Source organism: uncultured Maribacter sp., assembly GCF_963974015.1.
GTDB lineage: Bacteria > Bacteroidota > Bacteroidia > Flavobacteriales > Flavobacteriaceae > Maribacter.
In genome coordinates this window covers 53,162-77,603 of sequence record NZ_CAXBBZ010000012.1, presented here as the reverse complement: position 1 = coordinate 77,603, position 24,442 = coordinate 53,162, and the positions used below count along the sequence as shown (strand labels likewise).

Sequence of the window (24,442 nt, the reverse complement as noted above, 5' to 3'; positions counted from 1 at the left end):
TGTTGGATGCTCGTTGATGTTAAAAATTAATGGTAAGAATCTGTTAATCAATTATTTAACACTTTTTAGCAGATTTCTTAACAAAAACATAACAGATTGATACATCATCAAAATACATACTCATTTTTTGAGAATACTTTAGTAACCGTACTAGAGAATTACGATTATGAGAAAAATATGGATTTGGTCGATTACCGCTGCACTAGCTGGTTTTCTTTTTGGCTTTGATACTGTAGTAATATCTGGAGCCGATAAAAAACTACAGGCCCTATGGCAATCTTCCGATATGTTCCATGGTACAGTTGTTATGGCAATGGCCTTATGGGGAACTGTAGTGGGTGCGATTTTGGGTGGGATTCCCACGAACAAAATCGGGAGAAAGAAAACATTATTATGGATAGGTATACTTTATACAGTATCTGCCCTAGGTTCAGCTTTTGCCAATGACCCAATAACTTTCGCAATATTCAGGTTTGTCGGCGGTCTTGGAGTCGGCGCATCAACCATAGCGGCTCCGGCATACATCTCAGAAATAGCTCCGGCAAAAGACCGGGGAAAATTGGTAGGGCTTTACCAGTTTAATATCGTATTCGGCATTTTAGTAGCATTCTTATCCAACTACTTGTTAAGCGGTATTGGAGAAAATGCGTGGCGATGGATGATCGGTGTAGAGGCTATACCTGCATTTATCTATACCCTATTTGTATTAACGGTTCCAAAAAGCCCAAGATGGTTGTTGACCAAAATGCGCACAGACGAAGCAAAAAAAGTATTGCGACTTATCAATCCTGATCAAGATCCAGAAGCATTAATGTTAGAGATTAAGACAGAAAGCGAAAACATTGTTTCCGGGGAAAACATATTTATTAAAAAATATAGGTTTCCGCTCATGTTGGCTTTTTTAATTGCCATGTTCAACCAATTTTCTGGCATCAATGCATTTCTTTATTATGCCCCAAGAATATTCGAAGAAGCAGGTCTAGGAGAAAGTACGGCACTTTTAAGCAGTATTGGAATAGGAGTGACCAATATGCTTTTTACACTATTAGGTGTCTTTCTTATTGACCGGCTAGGTAGGAAACAACTAATGTATATAGGTTCTGTTGGTTACATAATTTCCCTATCATTAGTAGCTTGTGCTTTTTTCCTTAATTGGGAAGGCATGGCAGTTCCCATTTTCTTATTTCTCTTTATTGCGGCACATGCCATAGGACAGGGAACAGTAATCTGGGTGTTCATTTCTGAAATCTTCCCAAATCATTTAAGAGGTTCTGGTCAATCGTTCGGTAGTTCGGTTCATTGGATTTTAGCCGCTATTATACCCTCATTGGTTCCAGTTCTTTTTACCTCCATAGGTGCTGGTACCGTATTCGCCATTTTTGCTTTTATGATGATTTTACAATTGTTGTTCGTGGCATTTATTATGCCAGAGACCAAGGGAATTTCGCTAGAAGAACTTAGTAATAAACTTATAAAAGGAAGAAAGAATAGAACAGACGATATCATTGGTCATGCAGAACAGAAAGCAAATTAATGTTATATAAAGAATTAAAAAGGATGAAAAATAAAATATTCAGGTTCGCAATAATAATAGGAATTTTTTCAATGGTGGTTTCTTGTAAAAACCCTAAGGAAAAGAACAATGGCCAAGTTCAAAGTGAACAAGATACGCTTGCCAGTTCAAATGAAGCGTTATACCGTCCAAACTTCCATTTCTCACCTGCTACAGGATGGATGAATGATCCAAATGGAATGTTCTTTTATAACGGATATTACCATCTCTATTTTCAACATTATCCTGATGGTACCACTTGGGGACCTATGCATTGGGGGCATGCTATTAGTACCGATCTATTCAATTGGAAAGAACAACCTATAGCCTTATACCCAGACGATTTAGGGTATATTTTTTCAGGTAGTGCCGTTGTAGACCATGAGAATACATCAGGCTTTGGAGCAGATGGCAAAACCCCTATTGTTGCAATTTTCACCAGCCATGACCCTAAAAAAGAGAAAACAGGTGAAATAGACGTCGAAAATCAAAGTATTGCTTATTCGTTAGATGAAGGTCTTACCTGGACAAAATACAAAGACAATCCAGTTTTAAAAAATCCGGGCGCTAGGGATTTTAGAGATCCTAAAGTTAGTTGGGATGAACAGAGGAAAAGATGGACAATGGTTTTGGCCGCTGGCCAAGAAATTCAATTCTATATTTCCAAGGACCTAAAATCATGGGAAAAACTTACAAGCTTTGGAGAAGGTATTGGTAATCATGATGGAGTTTGGGAATGTCCAGATTTCTTTCAATTACCAATCATTGGCAGTTCAGAAAAAAAGTGGGTTTTGTTGGTAAGTATAAATCCTGGTGGGCCCAATACAGGTTCGGCCACCCAATATTTTGTAGGTGATTTTGATGGTTCAAATTTTATTTTGGATGAATCATTCAAGCAGGAGATGGGAAAAGAGCATAGTTTCTGGGTAGATTATGGTCGTGACGATTATGCGGGCGTGACTTTTTCAAATATTGAAAACAAAGATGGTGGTAAGCTATTTATGGGATGGATGTCTAATTGGCTATATGCCAACGAGGTACCTACTGAAAAATGGCGCAGTGCCATGACAATAGCACGTACGTTAGAATTAACAAAGGGCGAAAATACGTTTCGCTTAGTTGCTAATCCTGTTCCTGAACTCAATGAATTTGCGAGTGAGAAACTTAAAAATTCCGATGTTCTACTTGAAGGAAAGACCTTGTTGACCACTTCTAAGGCAATCGATTTTACACGTGCCCAAATTAACTTTAAAGTAGAAGATTTAGTTGATGGCGTTTACACTTTTGAACTGTCGAATAGTGAAGGAGATAGTTTACGTTTCGGTTATGATGCCACAAAGGGTAATTACTTTGTGGATAGAAATAAGGCGGGAATCACTGATTTTTCAAACAAATTTAGTGACAGAATTGCCGTAGCTCCAAGAATCGCTTCTCAAAATGATTGGACAGGAACAATAGTAATCGATAAAACTTCCATAGAATTATTCTTTGATGACGGCCAAACCGTAATGACAGAAATATTCTTTCCGAAAGCACCATTCGATAGTCTCTATTTTGAAGCTCCATCAGAAGAATCCAAACTCGAATACATAGAAATACATCAACTTAAATTTAACTTAAACTAAACAATTATGAAATTAAAACTCTTGCTATTATTAATGGTAATTGTTCCAATAGGTCTAATGGCCCAGGGACAGATTACAGGTAAGGTCACCTCTTCCGATGATGGTTTACCCTTGCCTGGAACTTCAGTTATTATAAAGGGCACTACAACAGGAACAACTACGGATTTTGACGGTAATTATGAATTAAACAATGTAGATGCTGAAGCAACCCTTGTCTTTAGCTATATTGGATTTACTAGGATGGAAGTTCTCGTTAACGGCCAATCACAGATAAATGTTGCGCTACAAGAGGATGCACAACAGCTTGATGAAGTCGTATTGACAGGATATTCCACCGAACGTAAGGTAGATTTGACCGGAGCTGTAACCGTAGTGGATATTGCCCCAATAGAAGGTCAAAGTTTAAGTTCTGGTAATGCCATGCAGGCCTTACAAGGACGAGTCGGTGGTCTTTTTATAGAAAAATCCGGTGATCCTACGGGGCTGAACAGTAGAATACTTATACGGGGACTTACCACTTTAGGGAATAATGACCCGCTTTACATCATAGATGGTGTGCCCACAAAAAGGCAAGAGGTATTCGCAAGTTTAAATCCTGCTACAATTGAATCCATTCAAGTGTTGAAAGATGCTTCGGCCTCTTCAATATATGGGTCAAGGGCTGCAAATGGGGTTATCGTTGTAAGTACAAAAGGAGGTCTTAAAGGAGAACGTCTTACGGTTAGCATCAATTCCAACCTATCGACTCAATCCGAGCGGAATCAACGTTATGATATGTTGAGTTCCCAACAACGTGGTGAAGCCTTATGGCGGGCATCCGTAAATGATGGGGCGGACCCAAATGCCGGTTACGGTGAAATATACAATTTTGATTGGAATAATGATTTTGCCAATCCAGTTTTAAATGGAGTGAACGTACAGCCTTTTGTTGGTGGTGATTCAAATGTTCCTGCCGGAGATACCAACTGGCAAGACGAGGTATATGAAACAGGATATGTGTTTAATAATGAGGTTACCGTTTCCACAGGTACAGAAAAGTCTTCTTTATTGATTAATCTAGGCTATCTTAAGAATACTGGTATGTTAAAATATACTGGTTATGATAGATATACTGCAAAAATTAATGGAACCACTAACCTTTTCAACGACAGGGTAAAATTTGGAGTGAACACACAAATTTCCACATCAAATGAAACATTGGTTTCAAGTGATGTTGGGGGTGCAGCTACTACAGGTTTGTCAATTACATTGGCACCCACAATTCCGGTATACGATACCAATGGCGAGTTTGCAGGTCCATTAGGGGCTGGATATTCAGATAGAAATAATCCATTATTGATGCAATATTTGAACAGATGGGACAATGCTACTAAAAATAACTTCTTTGGAAATGTATTTGCTGAGATCAGTATTTTAGACAATCTTAAGTTCCGCTCCAGTTTAGGAATAGATTTCAGTGATTTCAAAAGGAAAAATATAGAGCCTAAAGTATTTAACGGGTTTGTAACAAGAAGTAATAATAGGCTGATTTTTGACACCAATAAATTAAGAACATTAACTTTTTCAAACACGTTGAATTATAATTTAGAAATCGGAAAACACAGATTTGGTGCCCTATTAGGTATTGAGTCCATAAGAGAGGATTTTGATACTATTTTTGCACAAGCAGATGATTTTGCAGTAGAACAGGAATCTTATTTTGTGCTTTCAGCTGCTACAGGAGCACGAACTAATAATGGTATTTCCACGCAATACAGCCTTGCTTCTCAGTTTGGTAAATTGAACTATGCTTACGATGATAAGTATTTGGCATCATTTACAATTCGTAGAGATGGTTCTTCAAGATTTGGAGCGAATAATAGATATGGTGTTTTTCCGGCCGCAACATTGGGATGGAGAATTAGTCAGGAAGAGTTTTTAAAGGATAGTGAATTGATTTCCAATTTAAAGCTTAGGGCGGGTTATGGAGAAGTAGGAAACCAGGAAATCGGTAATACCGCAAGATATGGATTGTATGAATCACGATATGGTCAAAACCAAGCGCAGTTGACCGGTGGTTTCTTTGAGATTTATTACAATGTAGGTACTGCTTATGACATAAATGGCAATAACACCGGCACATTACCTTCAGGTTTCGTATCTACCCAGGCACCGAATCAAAATTTAAAATGGGAAACGACAAAAGAATGGAACTATGGTATCGATTTTGGGTTTTTAAATAACAAAATAAGCGGTTCGTTCGATTATTTTACAAGGGAAACTACGGATATTTTGACTACTCCACCAATTGCATCTGTAATTGGAGAAGGACAACAACGAGTATTGAACGGTGCTGCAACTGCTGCTAAAGGATGGGAATTAAATGTTGGATATTCCAATGTTTGGGATAATGGATTTTCTTTAGGTGTTTCTACAAATTTTGGTGCCTTTAAAGATGAAATTACCTTTCTTCCAGAAGAGGTTAGAGCGGCATTTCCGGGTACTGCTCAAAATTCGATCCTTGGTCAATCTCAAACTGCGATATTCGGCTACAGAACTGACGGACTTTTTCAAAGTCAAGCAGATGTTGATGCCCATCCTACAGGAGGTGTTCAAACTGGTAATGCTAGACCAGGTGGTATAAAAATAGTGGATGTAGACAATAATGGCGTTATCGATAGTAATGACCGTGATTTTATCGGTAATACCCTTCCTGATTTGGAGTATGGTATTCGATTGGATGTAGGTTACAAAAATTTCGATTTTTCAGTCTTCGGTTCAGGAGTTGCAGGTCGTATAGGAGTTGATTCCTATATGTTTTGGAACAATTTTGTTCAAGGAAGAGATAATGCAGGTCTTGGAGTCCTAAACGCATGGACACCACAAAATACAAGCTCTACTATACCTTCATTATCATTGGTAAACAATTTTACGGATACTTCAGACTATATCTTCAGAAACAACTCCTATTTTAAAATTAGAAATTTACAAGTAGGATATTCATTGCCAACTGATATTATAGGTAAGATGGCAGGTATGACCGGACTTCGAATCTATTTACAAGGGGAAAATTTATTTTGGTTTACCCCAAAAGGATATATTGGTTCCGATCCAGAAAGAACAGATGTAAATAGAATTCCTGTACCTACGGTATACTCAGTAGGCTTGAACATTAACTTTTAACAAATAGCGATAATCATGAAATATAATAGAATAATAACCACAGTGATATGCGCAACCTTAGTGCTCACTGCCTGTTCCGATAATTATTTAGAATACGAACCAGAAGGTGTTTTGTCCAATGAAAACGTGGCAACTGCCGAGAATGCAGAATCTTTGGTAATTGCCGCATATGCCGGTATTGCCAATGATGAAATGATTGGGCCATTAACCCATCAATGGGTGTTTGGCAGTGTACGGTCAGATGATGCTTACAAAGGTGGTGGTGGCCGCGGTGATGTTGACGTTGTTGATAAATATGAACAATATAATCTCACTATAGCAGATATGGGGGATTGGATGGCACCTAGAACGTGGACCGATTTTTACAAAGCAATATCAAGGGCAAACTTTGCACTATCCGTTATTAATGATATCCCGGATGGTGAATATGCCCAAAAAACGACTAGACAAGCAGAATTACGCTTTCTAAGGGCACATTCGCATTTTATGTTAAAGTTAATCTTTAAGAAAATACCATACATCACCGAGAATTTAACCCAAGAAGAAATTGCACAGACCTCAAATGATGTGGATAATGATGCGTTATGGAATACTATTGCCGAGGACTTTCTTTTTGCCTTTGATAATCTGCCCCAATCACAAGAACAAGTAGGAAGGGCGGACCGAAATGCTGCAGCGGCTTATTTAGCTAAATTACGACTGTACCAAGCTTATGAGCAGAATGACCAACACCAAGTAACCAATATCAATACTGTGCGTTTACAAGAGGTGATTGACTATGCCGATGAAGTTACCGGTAGTCTACAACCAGATTTTGGAGAAAATTTCTTGGATGGTTTTGATAATGGGCCAGAATCTATTTGGGCGGCCCAGTTTTCTATCAATGATGGTACAACTGTTGGTAGGGTTAGTTTCGTTACCGGTTTAAATTCTCCACACGGTACAGGGCTTTATGGCTGCTGTGGATTTCATTTGGCCAGTCAGAATATGGTTAATTCCTTTAAGACCGATGATACCGGACTACCACTTTTGGACACCTTCAATAATGCAGATATTTTTACCAGTGTAGATGCAAATGGCACAACCCCACCTGATAGTGGTTTGAGCGTTGACCCTAGGATTGATCATACCGTTGGTATACCGGGAAGACCTTTTAAATACAGGAATACAGTAAACGATTCAGGAGATATGGTATATAATTTTAGTTGGGCCAGAGATCCGGGAGTTTATGGATATTTTGGGAATATGAAAGAACAACAAGCGCCAGATTGTTCCTGCTATGTTAAGGAAGGGCCATTTGTTGGAACTTCCAAGAATGTGGATTTTATCAGATATGCCGATGTTCTTCTTTGGAAGGCTGAAGCTTTAATTCAATTGAATAGGTGGGATGAGGCCTTGCCAATTATTAATCAATTGAGGAATCGTGCTGCCGCAAGTACACAAAGGCCAATGGATGCAGGTGCAGCCGATATCTATGCTATTGGAACTTATGACTCGTTTCCATCCAAGGATTTTGCGTGGAAGGCGCTAATGTTCGAAAGAAGGTTGGAGTTTGCGATGGAGGGTCATAGATGGTATGACCTGGTAAGATGGGGGATTGCTGAAGAAACGCTAAATGCCTATTTGGCGGTGGAAAGGACAAAAAGAGATTTTCTTGCCAATGCTCAATTTACATCTGGGCGAGATGAATATTATCCAATACCGCAAAGAGAAATTGATTTTACTGGAGGTCTCTATGTTCAAAACCCAGGATATTAGAGGGCTTTATTAATTAAGAAAATTCAGTAATCTGAGTTAGTTGAGTTAGTTTTTAAAAGCACGGGGGTTGTTTCCCGTGCTTTTTTTATTTTTAAATGATACTATGGAAATATTAGGATTAGATATTGGGGGATCAGGAATTAAAGGGGCCATCGTTGAAACAGAAAATGGAAGATTAGTTTCAGAAAGGCTTCGCCTTGCGACTCCGAAGCCTGCGCTTCCCGGGGCAGTAGCAAAAACCGTTGAAGAATTGGTTCGTCGGTTGAATTGGCAAGGTAATATCGGTTGCAGTTTTCCGATGGTAGTTGTAGATGGTAAATGTAAGACAGCGGGAAATATGATGGATGACTGGGTCAATGTACAAGTTGATGAACTCTTTGAGACGGCATGTCCGAACACCAAATTCCATCTAGGAAATGATGCTGATTTAGCTGGATTGGCGGAAATGCAATTAGGTGTTGGTAACGGTTTAAAAGGTAAAGTGATTATGGTAACTATAGGAACCGGTTTGGGGACAGGGGTTTTCTATAATCATATATTAATACCAAATATCGAAATGGGTCGTGTTTTATATGAAAATGGTGAACCAATTGAATTTTTTGCTTCTGGACTCACAAGGAAAAAAGATAATTTGGAATTGAAAGAATGGGCAGGGCGTTTTGATTACTTCCTTACGCATTTGAAAAGGGTAATGTCGCCAGACCATTTTATAATTGGAGGCGGATTAAGTAAGAAATATAAAAAATTTAGTAGTTACTTATCAGTAGATGTGCCATTATGGGTGGCACATTTTGAAAATGATGCCGGGATAATTGGGGCAGCACTTTATGCAGAATCTCAACTAAATATTAGTGATTAAATTAATGAATTCTAAAATTGTACTTATGGATTTATAACATATACTTCATCTGTTCTTTTAAACAGCGAGTTAGTAGGACGAATTGAGGAAATTGTAAAATTTCTTAAAAAGGTTTGATTCTTAAGACCATTTTTTAAAAAATGAATCCGCTAATAAATGAAGTCCTTATAATCACTGTTCTGAAAAGGTCATCCTTTAAAGGGGTATAATCAACTATCCTACAACAGCTTTCTCTTTAACAAATGGCTGACTATAATGCCGTTGCCCCGTGGCTTTATATAGGGCATTAGCCACCGCCCCAAAAACAGGGGGAAACGGAGGTTCACCCATTCCGGTTGGGTCAATTTCATTCTGCACAAAATGCACGTCGATTTCTTTTGGAGCTTCTTTCATACGGATCATCTGATATTGGTGGAAATTGTTTTTCTGGGGCACTCCGTCCTTAAAGGTCAATTCCCCAAAAAGGGCATTTCCCACACCATCGGTTATGGCACCTTCCGCCATATTCGTGGCTGCATCGGGATTTACCACGATTCCACAATCAATGGCGCAAACTACTTTTTCCACCACAGGTTTTCCGTTCTCCATTCGTAGATCCAGTACATGGGCCGCATAAGAATTATGACAAAAATAGGCCGCGACCCCACGATGTTTCGATTCGTCATTTTGTTTCCAAGCCGATTTTTCCCGTACCAATTCCAAAACTCCGGCATAGCGCTCGGCGTCGTACTGATTATCTTCCCCAACCGGGTTTTCCTTGGCACGTTTTAGCAGGTCCAAGCGAAATTGGATAGCATCCTTGCCCATGGTTTCCGCCACTTCATCCAAAAATGCCTGTTCGGCACCGGCCATAAAATTGGAACGGGGAGCGCGGAAAGCACCAACCGTAATATTGGAATCAATGGACCATTCTTCCGCCAGATAATTATCGATCGCCCCGGCCGGAAAACGATTGGCGAACAAAGGGCTCTCTGGTATACCCCCCGCCTTTATGTGCAAGGCCGTTAAATTATTATTTTCGTCAAATGCCGCGCGATAGGTTGCGTGATAAGCAGGACGATAAATGCCTGTCGTCATGTCATCTTCGCGACTATACACCAATTTTATAGGAGCATTTACTTTTTGGGATATGAGGGCGGCTTCAACCACAAAGTGGGCATAGCCCTTTCTTCCAAAACCACCTCCCATTCTTGGTAGTTCCATTTCAATATTTTCCTTCGGTATTCCCAAACTGCTTTCTAGCGTAGGAATGATGAAGGATGGAATTTGGATTGGTGCCGCAATTTTTACTTTATTACCTTCCACATGCGCAAAAGCATTTATAGGCTCCATGCTATTGTGGGAAAGAAATGGTGCCGAATAGCTTCTCTCCAAAATCTTTGCTGCATTCTTGAAGGCAGCCTCCGGATTGCCATCCTTTCTGACCATATTTCCAGGTATGGATGCAAGGGCTTCCATCTGTGCTTTGTGGCCCTGTGTGGATTCCAGTCCCGCAGGGGTATTTCTTGTTTCCTTTCCAAAAAAACCATTGACTATTTCAGTAGTTGCAGTAATCGGCTTCCATTCTGCATTTAATTTCTTTTTGGCCTGCATAACTTCCCAGGTCGAGTTACCTACTATTGCCACCAATTCAGGAAAAGCGTTGGTGTCAAACCCGTGTTTATGAAATCCTTCCTTAAAACTTTTGATAGTTATTACATCCTTGATACCCGGCATGGATTTCACTTCCTCGTCATCAACCGATTCTAAGGTCATGCCAAATGCGGGCGGATGTACGATCATAGCGATTAGCATACCATCCTTTTGATAATCCATACCAAACATGGGCTCACCGGTTATAATCTTTTTCGCATCCACATTTTTATGGGAGCGACTGATGAGCTTAAAGTCTTTCACTTCTTTCAATTGCACTTCTACAGGCACGTCAAGCGTTGCCGCAACCGAAGCCATTTCGCCGTAACCGGCGGATTTTTCCGTAGCTGCGTGTTTCAAAATTCCTCCTTCGGCGGTAATTTCTTCCATGGGAACCTGCCATGTTTTTGCGGCCGCGGCCATCAACATCTGTTTTGCTGTTGCGCCGGCCATTCGAAGAGGTATCCATCTTGCTTTTATTCCCGTACTACCACCTGTAAGTTGAAAGCCATATTTTTCTGCATGATAGGGTGCCTGCTCTACCACTACGTTTTTCCAATCCACATCCAACTCTTCTGCCACCAACATGGGCATCGATGTTCTAATATTCTGACCGAATTCGGGATTTGGTGTGTAGACGGTCACCATCCCGTTATCCCCAATTTTCAGATACGAATTCATCTCGAACCATTCGTTGGGCATTTCCTTACCGGCCATCTCTTTTGCCTGTTCCGGCTTACAGGAATTTAAAAAACTGAATCCGAGGACCAATCCCCCACTTGCCATACTTGTATTCCTAATAAAAGCCCTACGTCCAATATGCGTGTTTATCTTTGTCATCTTCTGATTTTTTCTAATTAAACGTTTTCGGCATTTGCGGCCGTTTTAATGGCCTTTTTTATTCTCGTATACGTTCCGCAGCGACAGATGTTACCGTTCATTGCCGACTCGATTTCTTCATCGGAAGGATTTGGGTTTCTTTTTAACAAGGCGGAAGCTGACATTATCTGTCCCGCTTGACAATACCCACATTGTGGCACATCAATTTCCAACCAAGCTTTTTGAACAGGATGGTTACCGTTCTCTGATAAACCTTCAATAGTGGTAATCTCTTGCTCACCAACCGCTGAAACCGGCAGTTGGCATGAACGAACGGCATTGTCACCTAAATGCACAGTACATGCCCCACATTGGGCGATACCACAACCGTATTTGGTGCCTACCAATTTTACGTGGTCCCTTAGTACCCAAAGCATAGGTGTTGTTGGGTCGACATCAACTTCTTGTATTAGCCCGTTAACTTTTAGATTGAATTTTGCCATGATTTTAGTGTAAGTGGATGAATAGATTCAAATTACGAAAAATATATAATTCATACAGTGTATTATATAATTGAACAATCTGAATTCAAAAGAATTAAGATTTTTCCAATTTTCATTTCAAATGCCTTTCCAGAAACGCCAGGACTTTAGTACGAATGTTTCCTACATCGAACATTTCTCCGAAATGCGGCGCGTCAGGGACGATTATTAATTCGTTTTCCACACCCTTTACAGTTAACCAAGCACTTAATAATTGAGATTGTCTCGGGGAAACCAAATCGTCCATTTCACCATGTATTAACAAAAATGGTGGGTCGTTCGCATCCACATAAGTGGTAGGGCTAGCGGTCTTTGCAAGGTCTGGTCGGTCAAGCGGTGCGGCACCTATCAGCAATGCCTCAGGTGATTTGGGGTCAATGGCTCCAGGAAATAGAATTAATTCAGATGGTCCGTAGAAATCTACAACCGCTTTAAATGAAAAATCATGGGATGTGCCTGGCATAAAGAAGTCGTCAACTTGGTCATTGTTCGATAGGCCTTGAAACGAAGCCAAATGTCCTCCAGCGGAAAAACCCATCAAGGCAAACCGTTCTGTGTCAAAACCATACTTTTCAGCATTATCGAATAAAAAGGAAACCGCGCGGTTACAGTCCTGAATCTGGGCCGGAAAAATGGCCTGTGTTGCAAATCGGTAATCTATTGAAGCCAGAGCATATCCCTTATTTATGATTTCTGCCACCGTATTTTTCATATAACCGATGTCGGCATACTTGTCATTACCAATCCATCCACCTCCATGAACAAATACAATTAAGGGAACCTTACCCTTTGCATTGGACGGAAGGTAAATATCCAAAAGGTGTTTCGGTAAGGTGTCATTATTGTAGGCTATATTACCATGCAATACGGTACCCTTTGGAAATAGAGAAATCACAGGATTGGATTTTTGACTACAAGACGTTTGGGAAATCTGTAAGACCAATAGGAAAATTAAGAGTTTTGTTATTTTCATTGTAAGTACGTTTTCAGTTTGTTAGGTAATTTAATTGAGTTTAGTCCTAATATGCTTTCCATTGAATTCTAATTTTTATCTATGGTAACGCTTACATTACCAGCACCAATAGCTTTTTGAAGTCCGGCTGTATCATCGATGCATCCCAATTTTGTATAATTATAAGAGGTTTGAAAGGTTTTGTAAAACAGCACCAAAGTATTTGAACCATACAACATTAAGTCTCCATTTTTAATCGACCCAGGATTGGTGGAATTTGTCGGTAAACTTTTGGGCAAATCATAATATTTCTCATTGCCGTTCAGCTCGGTCATAGGTATGGTCATAGGTAAAAGTTCCTTAAAAACTTTAGAAGTATTATTGTCTAAAAGCGTGGCGGTAAAAATTTGTGAATTTACCGTTATTTTGATTTTTTCGTTTGCCATTGTGCCATTGTTTTCGGTTTTGATGGGGACATTTTCTTTGTTGCAAGGTGGTTGATTGCCTATTATAACTGAAGTAAATATTAAAACCAACAAAAGTATAGATTTCATGATATTCATTATTTTTAAAATTCCTAATCGCCCAGTCAACCTTTCTCCAGCTTCGGTATATCTTGCGCCTTACAAGCCTTTAACTGATGGATGAGCACCTAACTGATAATCTCCATTTGTTTCAATTGTTAGATCTATACTGCTCATCCGTAACAGGCTCAAGCCATGTAACGAATCCATTTTCTGTTTTTGGCAAAATATACATCTGTGTAAGACTGTTGTTTTCAGTAGCGCCATGCCAGTGCCTTGTATTTGCCGGAACCTTGATGACATCACCCTTTTTCATGGTTTCCCTTGGCTGTCCTTCCAGTTGATGATATCCCAGACCATCGAGTACAATCAGGATTTGCCCGCTTGGATGTAAGTGCCAATTTGATCTTGCGCTTTTCTCGAAATAAACATTCCCCACGAGAGTGTTGTAGATAGAATCATTTGCAACTAAACCATAATTATAAGCGTTGCCTGTGAAGTTAGCAGCATTCCCCGCTTCACCCTTAGGAAAAATTGCTTGTTCCAAAGAATTCGATTCAGTGTTTTCTGATTTTTCAACTTTTGTTTTGCAGGCCTGACCTATAAATACTAGTAGGACAACTGCGAGTGTCAGTATTTTTTTCATTTTATCTTTTTTTCATTTTCTTAATGATTTTTGCAGGAGTACCGCCAACAACTACATTATCGGGTACGTCTTTAGAAACGACCGAACCTGCTGCAACCACCGAATTCTCTCCTATAGTTACGCCCTGTAAAATGGTGGCATTGGCACCGATCCACGCATTCTTCTTTATATGAATGGATTTAGGAACTAGCCCATTTCTTTCGCTGGGCGAAATCGAATGTCCTTCAGTAAGTAAACTCACTTTCGGTGCTATGAGCACACCGTCTTCAATGGTTATTCCTCCTAAACCCAAAAAGACACAATCAAAATTGATGAAGACGTTTTTACCGATTTTTGTGTGCTTGCCGTAATTGATATACAAAGGGGTAAAAACCGCAACGCTTTCGTCAATTTGGCTCCCAGTAATCTTACTCAACAAATCGTTGATTTCTTTTGGGTCTGTCGCGTTGTTCATCTGCAACAGCAATTTTTTTGTGGTGTATGAGGCCTCACGCATCCTATAGGCTTGAGGGTCGTTGGGCAGAATGGTCTCGCCTTTCCTTAACCGTTCAAAAATGTCACTTCCCGCTGAACTTGAGTTACTTTTATTTTGTTGCTCTATATCCATTTGTACAAATTACATCATTTAGAAGAATCATCATATTTTTCGTTTCGACGTCCGCTTGTTGGTACTGCCAAAACAGTAGTTTAAAGAAATATTCCAGATGAAATCATCCTCGGGCGCTATTTCGGTATCGATTGCCTTGTTCAGAATACATGAAATCGATAACGGAAAATCTTTTTTTCCAAAAGAGATAAAACCCGCAACATAATACCCCTGGTCATCGTCAGTCGTTAAATAATATACCTGTGGCGAAATGTTGAGATGGAATTGTTCGGAAATATAAAGATTGGTAAAGGCGGAATTCAGGACCAAAAAATTGGTTGTTTTCAAACCATCGTCAAAACCTTGTCCGCGCAGATAGTACATACCAATACTTACTTTATTGGAAATTTTATAGTTCGGTACAATTTCGGCGGCAAGATAACGTCGCGATTCTAACAATTCTTCTGCAAACCCATTTCTAATTACATTTACCGTCCTGAAATTCAATGCCGGATGCGCCCCGATACGCAACGAAAATCGTTCTTTCTGAATGGCCTTGTACCGATACCAAAACACGAACGCCCAAGGTTTACCTTCTAGGGCAAAGCGCATATCGGGCTCGAAACTTGATCTTCCCTTGGTCATTTTAATGTCAAAAATTAATGCCGGGTCTCCCAACGAAAATGAGGGTATCAGGGAAATTCCGTTTTGCGTTATACTTGCCGTACCTCTGAAATCATCAAGAAAGGGCTTGATATCTTCTTGCGATTGTACACTACTGGTACTTAGAAAAATTAGTAGTGGCACGATAATATTTTTTAGATTCCAATTTATCATTTTCATCTTTAGTACGATTTAACCGCGTAAAAGTAAAAACTGACATTATACATTTGTTACATGAATCACGGCAATAATGTCAGATATTACTTATTTTAGGAAAAATAACGATTCAATTGAAGGAGCAAGTGAAAAATAGGCCACGTATTGTGCTTTTGGAACTATCACAGGAAACAGGATTCCCGATAGATTTCAGTACCCATTATCACACCCATTTGTTTTGCCATCATGGAAGCATTTCTTTTTTGTTCAAGAGCGCGGAGATGCAATGCAAGGGCAATGAATTCCTGTTTTGGTTTGCAGAAAGCCAATTAGAGAGTTTGGTATTTTCCCAAGAGTTTAAGGCAACGGCCTTACTAGTAGAAAAACATTTTTTATACGATAATGTCCCCGATCAAAGCTGGAGTATAGATTCCATACTGCATTCTCGCCAATACCCTATTAAAAAGCTTAACGATAAGCAAGACAGGAAAAGGGTTTTATCAAATTTCAAATGGCTGTATAATAGATTTCAATACAAGGAGCATCGCTTTTATGAGGAAGTATTGAAAATGCAAATGCGGTTGTTTATTCTTGAAATGTGGCACACTTTTGCGAACGAATACGAGCGTAGAAAACGCACCGTACAAAGTGGGTCGTTATACGAACGGTTCGTTCATTTGGTCCAAGAACATTGCATGGCCGAAAGGGAGGTACGGTATTATGCCAATGCACTTAACGTTACCCCTAAATATTTAAATTTTGTTTGCAAGCAGAACTCAGGTGCCACGGCGTCTGAATGGATTCAACGATACACCAAGGAGCGTATCATACTTTTTTTGCAGAACAAAAATCTAAATATTGCAGAAATCGCGGATAAAATGATGTTTTCAAGTCGGTCCTTTTTCACTCGATATGTAAAAAAGGTTTTGGGTACTACGCCAACCGAGTACAGAAATCGATTGGAGTAAAATTAAAATGTTTTCCACGTTTTTATTTTACAGTTGGTTATGGTTGGGATAAGTTCACAATGGCCAGGTTAAAGTATATTGACATAGATCAATTCCAATAATTTAATTACCAATTATAGGGCCATTTAAGGAGACCGTTTTTAATTAGGGAAAAGCTTTCATATTAGAAGTCCCGTCCTTGGTCTCTTTTAGTATTCCTGTAAATTAACCTTTTACGGGATATAAAATTAGCTCTTTATAGATATTTACAATTCGCTGATTATTTAGAAAAATTAATAATTGCGTTTAAAGCTTCATCAGCATTCTTATGAATGAAGTTGCCTTGATAACCTATGGTAGTGCTTAGATGAGTATGTCGATATAATTTTTGAAGCATTTGCGGAGAAACTTTATCACCGGCTATATTTCCAAAACTATGACGGGCAATGTGATTGGTGATTTTTTTGTCGATTTCGGCAAGGTCTGCAATTACAGTTAGGTTCGTATTTAGTCTTTTGATTGAAGTTTTAATTCTAGAGTAAATAGCCTTAGAGTCATTGATGGGTATTGTCTTAAGTTCTGGAAAAATATAATCGTACTTGTTTTTTTTATCGACTTGGTAATGGGATAAAATTTTAATTACTGGTTCTGGAAGTTTTAAAGAATCGGCCTTATCGTTCTTACTCATTTTGTAGTATAGCCTTTCAGCCACAATATCACTCCAACGCATTCTTAAGACATCCGAAATCCGGATTCCCGCTAAATAGAATGAAAAAAGAAAAACGTTTCTAGTATGCCAAACTGCTGTTCTTGTGTCCAAGTCAAGTTCTTCGATTTTTCGAATTTCATGTTCATCAAGACCGATTTTAATGGTCTGGGGGTATTTAATCTTTATTTTGTCCTTACCAAAAGGATAGAATTTTCTATCCACAATTTTTCTGCTAATAGCTTTATTGTATAGTAATCGAATCATAACGAATATATTCATTACTGAGCGTTCAGATAGTCCTGATGTAGTTCTGAGATAAATTTTTAATTTTTTTAATAAATTCTCATCAATTTCCTCAAATTCGAAGTTCCGTTTTTTAGCGAACTCTTTTATCCTGTTCAGTTTGCTTCTATCCGAAATTGCTCTATTATGATTGTTGGCATTGATTAGATCTTCAATATGTTCATCGGCAAGTTCGAAAAATGACAACCTTTTTGTGTTTTTCCTAATGGAGTCTATAATCTGTTTTGCTGTATAATTCTGTTTTGAAGTTTCCATTTCAAATATGACATCTTCAATTTCATCATATTTCTTTCTTATCAGGCGATTCAATTGTTTATGTCTTGTATGGGAAGATTTCACTTTTTCACCCTGTACATCCCAAAATTTTGGTTCTACTTTTTGTCCTAAGTAATAATAACTTCGTTTCCGGTTTACAGTGAGTCGTAATGCAAGTCTAAATTCCTTGTTCCCTTTTGCGTCGGTTTTGGTGTGTAAAACTGTTTTTAAGGTTGCCATATCGTACCGATTTTTTATAAAGATAAACATTCGGGGTAACACATAGGTAACACATTTTATGGTTTCATAACGATTCATACGAGTATAAATAAAATTATAAACATCTAAAAATCAATATTTTGTATTATTTTGATGCGTTTTGATATGTAGGAATGTTGAACTTAGGATCTAGTGCCGCAAGGTGTGAGAGTTCGAGTCTCTCCGCCTGTACAACGAGAAAGCTCTTCAGAAATGAGGAGCTTTTTTTATTATAAGAAAAAGATAGGTTATACCAACGTGGCTTTTTCTCTATAATTTTCTCTAATGAATTTAATTACTATCGTTTAGTAACATTTGACTTGTTTGTCTAATCGCCCTGTTTTAGGGATATTGGGACTTTCTTAAAAAATAAAATCTGAAAACGTTTTATTAATTCTTTTTTATTCGGTAGGTGGTATTACGATTGGTAATGACGGTAGAATTATTATTGACTGTTGCCAAAACAACCACTCTGTCAGAAATGCAACCGTTACCTGATGCTTCAACATAAAAGCTAGTAGATGTGGAAATGGTAGGAGTAGTAAAAGATGTTCCAATTCCTAAAGAAGAACCTCCAGAAGGGTTTAAATACCAATTTAATGTTCCTGAAAATGCAGATGCTCCTAAAACAATAGTTCCTGGTCCATTTCTGAAACCGGGTGTTGTACTTGTAACTATAGGTTTAGGCAACACTATAATACTTAAAGTTTTAGTATTTGTATTTCCAGCCGAATCTCTAATTGTTACGGTATATTCATAATCACCTGCAATAAGACCAGAAATTACTGGATTTTGGATAGTTGAGGTATATCCGTTTGGACCTGTCCATAAATACGATGCGTTTGAGGAACCTGTACCAGATGGATTCGAATATAAATTCAATAAGTCTCCCTCACATATCGGGCTATTCGAAGTAGGTGTAACCGACAACGTTCCGCCCTCTTCATTTAAATCTGTAAAACTAAATTGTGCCCCAGCAGCACCGTTACATGTGGAATAGATAGTGGTGCCTATAATCAATCTTTTTGCAGCATTACAAGGTGTGTCTGTAACAAGTTCACCCCCAGTATCAATCTTGAAATTGGCCCCTGCTGGAAGAGATAAACTTACGTTGGAAATCCATTCTGCTATGCCGCCATTTGCAATCGTGATAACTTGTGTATTCAGGGTTGAAGTTCCACTTACAAAAAAATTATCCATGGCTCCTGTTCCATCTCCTACGGTTACCGAGTTTATGGTATTCAGAATGGTTGATGAAATTGAGACGGAGTTGCCGCCAATGATAAGTACGTCATTGGTGCCGGTAATTTGGCCAGGATAATATGTTGCCGGAATCCATACAGTGCCGTTATAGGTGTTCCAAATACCAACACTTGTCCAATTACCAGAGTCTACAGATTTATAGTCTCCAATTTGTTGAGCATTTAAATCCACTAAACCTAAAATGACGGTTATAATTGTGAATACGAATAATTTCATTTGCTGGTATTCCATTTTCAAATAGCAAAATATTACTATTTGAATTTCTATAAAAGGAAATGTTGTATAAGTGAAATAAGATGTGGTTATAAATCTTTAAATCAATTTTGTATATAATCACATATTGTAAACTTTGGTTTTTAGGAATTGCTTCTTATTATGATATTGAAGTCAATGATATTCTATTAATAAAGATACAGCCTGGTATTATCCTGAAGTGTTACCGTTAGCCAAGAGCATTAAGGGACATGTTGCTTTTTGGAAAGGGGTAGAGGTAAAATAAGTTTGGGTCTAATTAGCGTTCAGGTGAATATCTACCACGATATGTATGACAGTATGCTTTATCGCTGTGACTTAGAAGTTTTTTTGTCCCGAGAATTCCATGGCTTCCCTCTTCCATAATCTAAACTTACGCCAAAGGTGATAAAACTTCCTTGTTGACTGAAATCCCTTAAATGGAAATTTGGTTGGACTGTGATACTTTCACTTGAAGCAAAAACATCACGAATATTTAAAATTGCTTTACCTATTAATATTTTCTTTCGTGCTCCAAAATCCATAAACAGGTTATCTGAAATTTCACCTTCCACAACCACTTCATCCAATTGTTGTGAATCTTCAGAAATGGTCACAGTGCCTAAGTTGATTTTGCCATCAACAATGGTAGGGTTGTCAAATCTCTTAGTGGTGAATCCGATAAAACTAACTTCGATATAAAAATCGCGCGCGTTGGTTTCTAGAACACAACTACCCTCTTCGATTGTAGTTGTGCCAGCGATAGGTTTTGGTCAACAGGATTTCCAACCAATACTGTTGCAAATTCAATCGGGCCACTATTGTTGTCTTATACTATTCTACCTGTAATAATGGTTATTTTTTCTTGAGCTATTAGTTGGTTATTACTGAAAATGAAGAATACAATAAGTAAAGAAGGGTAAATACGATTGTACATTTTTATTGAATGATGAATAGATTATTTTAAAGATGCAGCATACTTAGTTATTATTGAATAAAAATTATACAGACGACTAAACTTTTGATATTGATAACGCCAAGTGTTCGAATCTGGATTATTAATTAAAGTATTTTTTTGTTTTCGAAAAATCAGGTTTATATAATTCGTATCGACCTCTCCAGCCACCTAATTCAGGATGTTCCGCATCATTAAGGCCATTAAGGATTAATGAAAAGAAAGCGGGCGTATCTCGCTCTACGCCCCAGGCTATATCCGGATAGTTTGCTCCTAGCGGACCATGATTTTGTTGAATATGTTTTTGCAATCAAATCATTACTTATTGTTGTGTTATCGAAGCCTTTGATATATGAGTTGATTCCTATCCAAGTAGCTTGGCTATATTCACCTCCAGGACTAACGATATAGAACAAATCTGGAAAATTATTACTAATCCAGATGCCGCTATTCTCTTGTTCAGAGATGGTGTAAACCTTTAGTTTCGAAATTAGCCTTTTAGCTTCTTTTTTACTTTTTGTGTTTTTGATTTTATGTAATGATTGCGCAAGTGTATTTACTCCTCCCCAAACCAAATCCACAATGGTCGGTCATCATCTTTTTCAAGTATTTTTATTATTCAATCAGAACCTTCTGAATCCATTCCTTCTCCAACACCCAACATACCGTATTTTGGTAGACCTGACTTGATCAATTTTGAAAGGTAATTGGCATTAGGATAGTTTTTGTCATCTATTAAAAGGTTGGAGTGAATTCTACCATAAGCGCTAACTATTTTGTCTATAGACTCGGGATTGATTTTAGCTTGCAAACAACAACAAGTAGTAGCAACCATGCCTTGATGTCAATTTCTTGGCATATAGAAATAAACGTAAAAACGATTAAGTGTCATCTGGATCAGCTTCAATGTCTGATAATATAATTACCCTGTTCTTTTCATTTTTTTGCGAATATGAAGTTTGTATTGTAAATTATATTTCGCAAAGCAGTGTGATTTTTTTCAACCTAGTTATTGATTGATACTTCGGTAAATAAAATAATCAAGAAAGAAATAGAATTTTAATACAGGCAGATAAGGGTAATAAATCTAGGAAATCTACATCAAATAGTATAAATCATCAGTGGTTTTAAAATGTTATATTTAAAATAATAATTTTATATAACTATAAGATGATATTGAGACCTTTTTATATTGTTTGCATCTTTTTTATACTTGGCATAAATGCCCAAGAACTCTCCCCAATTCAAAATTACACTCCTATTGAATATGCAGCTGGAAACCAAAATTGGTCAATTACGCAATCTATAGATAAGCATATCTATATAGCGAACAATGGAGGTTTGCTAGAATTTAATGGTGCAGTATGGAAATTATATCAATCTCCTAATGGGACACCGTTAAAATCTGTAAAAATCATAAATGACCGAGTTTTTACAGGTAGTTATATGGAATTTGGTTATTGGATAAAAGATGATTTTGGGGTTTTAATATATAACTCGATTTCTTCTAAAATAGAGCAGCCACTTATAGAAGATGAACATTTTTGGAATATATCGAAATTTAAAGATTGGGTATTGTTCCAATCATTAGATCGCATCTATATCTACAATACAATTAATGGTTCTATTGATATATTGGATGCTAAAACTACGAGGGCGTCAATTCTTGAAGTTGGGAATAAAATCTACTTTCAGAAAATAAACGAAGGAATTTTCACTATTGATAATGGAAAATCAGTTTTAGTATCAGATAACGATATCTTTAAAACTGATATTATTATTGGGGCATTTTTAAAAGAAAATAAAATTCTATTTGTTACCGAACAAAGTAAATTTTATTTTCTCGATAAAGCTATGCTAACTAAATGGGATATTTCTGCAGATGTAGTTTTGTCAAAGAGAGAAACATATAGTGCTTTACGATTAAATGATGGCTCATTTGTTTTAGGTACTATCTCAAACGGTGTTTATCATTTAGATAATGATGGTACTATTCTAAATCATATTAATCAAGAAAAAGGTCTAAACAATAATACAGTTCTTTCTTTATTTCAAGATGTTGACCAAAATTTGTGGTTAGGATTGGATAATGGATTAAGTGTTATAAACTTAGATTCTCCCTTCAATGAATATATAGATCATAATGGAGTCTTAGGGGTAGTATATACTGCGGTATTATATGATGATATTTTATATTTAGGCACAAACCAAGGCTTGTTTTATAAAAGAAGGAATGAGGATGTTGATTTTCAACTTGTCGATGCTACTCAAGGGCAAGTTTGGTTATTGAAAGTAATAAATGGTACACTGTTTTGTGGTCATCACAAAGGCACTTACGTTATTGAAAATGGTCAGGCTAACCAAATATCAGATGTGCCAGGCACTTGGGATATTCACAAAATAGAGTCTAACGTGAATCTTTTATTACAGGGTAATTACAAAGGTTTGAGTATTCTTGAAAAGATAAATGGTCAATGGAGCTTTCGAAATAAAATTGAAGGATTTAATAGCTCAAGTAGATTTTTTGAATTTCTAGACATAGAACATATTGTCGTGAATCACGACTACAAGGGTATTTTCGATTTAAAAGTTGATACTGGGTTTAATGAAATTATAGAGGTTACACAAAAAGAATCTAAAGGACCAGGGTCAAGTCTTCTGAAGTATGATGATGAAGTAATTTATACTACGATAAATGGAGTTTTTAAATATATAACCGAACAACAAGATTTTGGTAAGGATTCTATTTTAACGAGTAAGTTTTTTAATGCAAATGAAAGTATTATTGGGATACTTAAGCCAACAAATAATTCAGAAAAAATATGGGGCTTTACCAATGATAATATTATTTGCGTTTCGCCAGGCATATTAAGTGATGTTCCGCAACGCTTAAAAATTTCTATTCCAGATTTCTTCAGAAGAAGCATGGGTATTTTGGGTTTTGAGTCGATAGTTCATTTAAAGGACGAGGTGTATTTAATCGGTATAGCTAACGGTTATGTCACCGTTGATTTAAATAAGGTAAAGCAAAATGAATATCAAATCTCAATAAATTCAATTTTCAAAGAATTTTATGATGCTCCAAATATTAATATTAAGCTCGAAGGATTTAATGAATTTAAATCGTCTGAAAATAATTTAAAATTTCTTTTCAATGTTCCTGAATTCGATAAATACACCGATGCGGAATACCAATATCGATTAGAAGAGGTTTATAACGAATGGAGTACCTGGTCATCGAATTCTGAAGTTTCGTTCACAAACTTACCCTACGGCAATCATACTTTTGAAGTTAGGGCAAAAGTAGGTAATAACCTTTCGAAGAATACCGCTTCTTATGAATTTATGATTTCTAAACCATGGTATTTAACTTATGGTGCTATTTTTTGCTACTTAGTATTAATTACGCTGTTGGTGGTTTTTATTCACAAGTTATATAAAGGATATTACAAAAAGCAACAGAATCAGCTTTTGAATGAGAGTAAGAAAAGGTTGAAACGCAAAAAGTTAAAAAACCAAAAGAGAATTGTCCAAATTAAAAATGCTCAGCTAAAAGAGCTTATAGAAAGTAAGAATCGTGAATTGGCAATATCTACTATGAGTATTATAAAAAAGAATGAATTTTTAAATTCTATTAAAGAACAATTGAACGAAAGTAGTGTTGATTCTCAGGTCAAATCTGTTATTAGAACAATTGATAGAAATATAAATAATGTGGACGATTGGAAATTTTTTGAGAATGCATTCAATAATGCCGATAAAGATTTTTTGAAAAAAGTAAAAAATGTCCACCCAGAATTATCTGCAAATGATTTACGGTTATGTGCTTACTTGCGGCTAAACTTGTCATCAAAAGAGATTGCTCCTCTCTTGAATATATCTGTACGAAGTGTAGAAGTAAAAAGGTATCGATTGCGTAAAAAAATGAACTTATTACGTGAAGATGGCTTAACAGAGTATATCATGGATTTATAACCCCTCTACATAGACTCCTTTTACCACAACATTACCACAACATTACTTAATTAAATAGTTAAGAGGCATC

At 37.3% G+C, this 24,442-nt stretch carries 18 protein-coding genes and 1 pseudogene; 7 read left to right on the top strand and 12 right to left on the bottom strand.

Annotated elements, in window-relative coordinates:
- The first annotated feature begins 166 nt into the window (after nt 1-166).
- The 5 genes from AACZ41_RS14060 (at nt 167) to AACZ41_RS14040 (ending at nt 8,956) form a co-directional block, all read left to right on the top strand.
- Complete coding sequence (locus AACZ41_RS14060; RefSeq protein ID WP_339629166.1) at nt 167-1,534, top strand: sugar porter family MFS transporter; 1,368 nt, start codon at nt 167-169, stop codon at nt 1,532-1,534.
- A gap of 23 nt (nt 1,535-1,557) precedes the next feature.
- Nucleotides 1,558-3,177, top strand: coding sequence for a GH32 C-terminal domain-containing protein (locus tag AACZ41_RS14055; RefSeq protein WP_339629165.1), 1,620 nt, complete (start codon nt 1,558-1,560; stop codon nt 3,175-3,177).
- A 6-nt stretch (nt 3,178-3,183) separates the two neighbouring features.
- Nucleotides 3,184-6,339 carry a TonB-dependent receptor gene (locus tag AACZ41_RS14050; RefSeq protein WP_339629162.1) on the top strand — a complete coding sequence of 1,052 codons (3,156 nt, stop codon included), beginning with the start codon at nt 3,184-3,186 and terminating at the stop codon, nt 6,337-6,339.
- Between the two features lie 15 nt (nt 6,340-6,354).
- Nucleotides 6,355-8,097, top strand: coding sequence for a RagB/SusD family nutrient uptake outer membrane protein (locus AACZ41_RS14045; protein WP_339629160.1), 1,743 nt, complete (start codon nt 6,355-6,357; stop codon nt 8,095-8,097).
- A gap of 103 nt (nt 8,098-8,200) precedes the next feature.
- The gene (locus AACZ41_RS14040) at nt 8,201-8,956 is read left to right on the top strand and encodes an ROK family protein (protein WP_339629159.1); all 756 of its coding nucleotides are present in this window, start codon (nt 8,201-8,203) and stop codon (nt 8,954-8,956) included.
- Nucleotides 8,957-9,169: 213 nt separating this feature from the next.
- On the opposite strand, the gene AACZ41_RS14035 is transcribed toward AACZ41_RS14040, so the two are convergent.
- From AACZ41_RS14035 to AACZ41_RS14005, 7 genes are all read right to left on the bottom strand, one after another.
- Entirely contained in the window at nt 9,170-11,428 is a 2,259-nt protein-coding gene (locus AACZ41_RS14035; protein ID WP_339629157.1) for a molybdopterin cofactor-binding domain-containing protein, read from the bottom strand.
- 17 nt (nt 11,429-11,445) lie between these two features.
- Nucleotides 11,446-11,910, bottom strand: a complete 465-nt coding sequence (locus AACZ41_RS14030; protein WP_339629156.1) for a (2Fe-2S)-binding protein — start codon at nt 11,908-11,910, stop codon at nt 11,446-11,448.
- A gap of 112 nt (nt 11,911-12,022) precedes the next feature.
- Nucleotides 12,023-12,922, bottom strand: a complete 900-nt coding sequence (locus tag AACZ41_RS14025; RefSeq protein ID WP_027065034.1) for an alpha/beta hydrolase — start codon at nt 12,920-12,922, stop codon at nt 12,023-12,025.
- 68 nt (nt 12,923-12,990) lie between these two features.
- Entirely contained in the window at nt 12,991-13,455 is a 465-nt protein-coding gene (locus AACZ41_RS14020) for a cyclophilin-like fold protein (RefSeq protein WP_339629154.1), read from the bottom strand.
- Nucleotides 13,456-13,576: 121 nt separating this feature from the next.
- Nucleotides 13,577-14,071, bottom strand: a complete 495-nt coding sequence (locus AACZ41_RS14015; RefSeq protein WP_339629153.1) for a cupin domain-containing protein — start codon at nt 14,069-14,071, stop codon at nt 13,577-13,579.
- A 1-nt stretch (nt 14,072) separates the two neighbouring features.
- Nucleotides 14,073-14,678: a sugar O-acetyltransferase gene (locus tag AACZ41_RS14010; RefSeq protein ID WP_339629152.1), complete on the bottom strand. Its 606-nt coding sequence runs from the start codon at nt 14,676-14,678 to the stop codon at nt 14,073-14,075.
- Between the two features lie 30 nt (nt 14,679-14,708).
- On the bottom strand, nt 14,709-15,500 hold the full coding sequence (locus AACZ41_RS14005) for a hypothetical protein (RefSeq protein ID WP_339629150.1): 792 nt from the start codon (nt 15,498-15,500) through the stop codon (nt 14,709-14,711).
- A 122-nt stretch (nt 15,501-15,622) separates the two neighbouring features.
- Here AACZ41_RS14005 and AACZ41_RS14000 point away from each other — a divergent pair, with 122 nt between their 5' ends.
- Nucleotides 15,623-16,444: a helix-turn-helix domain-containing protein gene (locus tag AACZ41_RS14000; protein WP_339629149.1), complete on the top strand. Its 822-nt coding sequence runs from the start codon at nt 15,623-15,625 to the stop codon at nt 16,442-16,444.
- A 259-nt stretch (nt 16,445-16,703) separates the two neighbouring features.
- On the opposite strand, the gene AACZ41_RS13995 is transcribed toward AACZ41_RS14000, so the two are convergent.
- The 5 genes and pseudogenes from AACZ41_RS13995 to AACZ41_RS13975 form a co-directional block, all read right to left on the bottom strand.
- Entirely contained in the window at nt 16,704-17,930 is a 1,227-nt protein-coding gene (locus tag AACZ41_RS13995) for a site-specific integrase (RefSeq protein WP_291793085.1), read from the bottom strand.
- Between the two features lie 408 nt (nt 17,931-18,338).
- Complete coding sequence (locus AACZ41_RS13990) at nt 18,339-19,427, bottom strand: hypothetical protein (RefSeq protein ID WP_339629148.1); 1,089 nt, start codon at nt 19,425-19,427, stop codon at nt 18,339-18,341.
- Between the two features lie 341 nt (nt 19,428-19,768).
- Nucleotides 19,769-20,059, bottom strand: coding sequence for a hypothetical protein (locus AACZ41_RS13985; protein ID WP_339629147.1), 291 nt, complete (start codon nt 20,057-20,059; stop codon nt 19,769-19,771).
- A 441-nt stretch (nt 20,060-20,500) separates the two neighbouring features.
- Nucleotides 20,501-20,978: pseudogene (locus AACZ41_RS13980) on the bottom strand (DUF1593 domain-containing protein).
- Between the two features lie 38 nt (nt 20,979-21,016).
- On the bottom strand, nt 21,017-21,208 hold the full coding sequence (locus AACZ41_RS13975; protein WP_339629145.1) for a nucleoside hydrolase-like domain-containing protein: 192 nt from the start codon (nt 21,206-21,208) through the stop codon (nt 21,017-21,019).
- Between the two features lie 359 nt (nt 21,209-21,567).
- Here AACZ41_RS13975 and AACZ41_RS13970 point away from each other — a divergent pair, with 359 nt between their 5' ends.
- Complete coding sequence (locus AACZ41_RS13970) at nt 21,568-24,372, top strand: triple tyrosine motif-containing protein (protein ID WP_339629144.1); 2,805 nt, start codon at nt 21,568-21,570, stop codon at nt 24,370-24,372.
- The last annotated feature ends 70 nt before the right edge of the window (nt 24,373-24,442 follow it).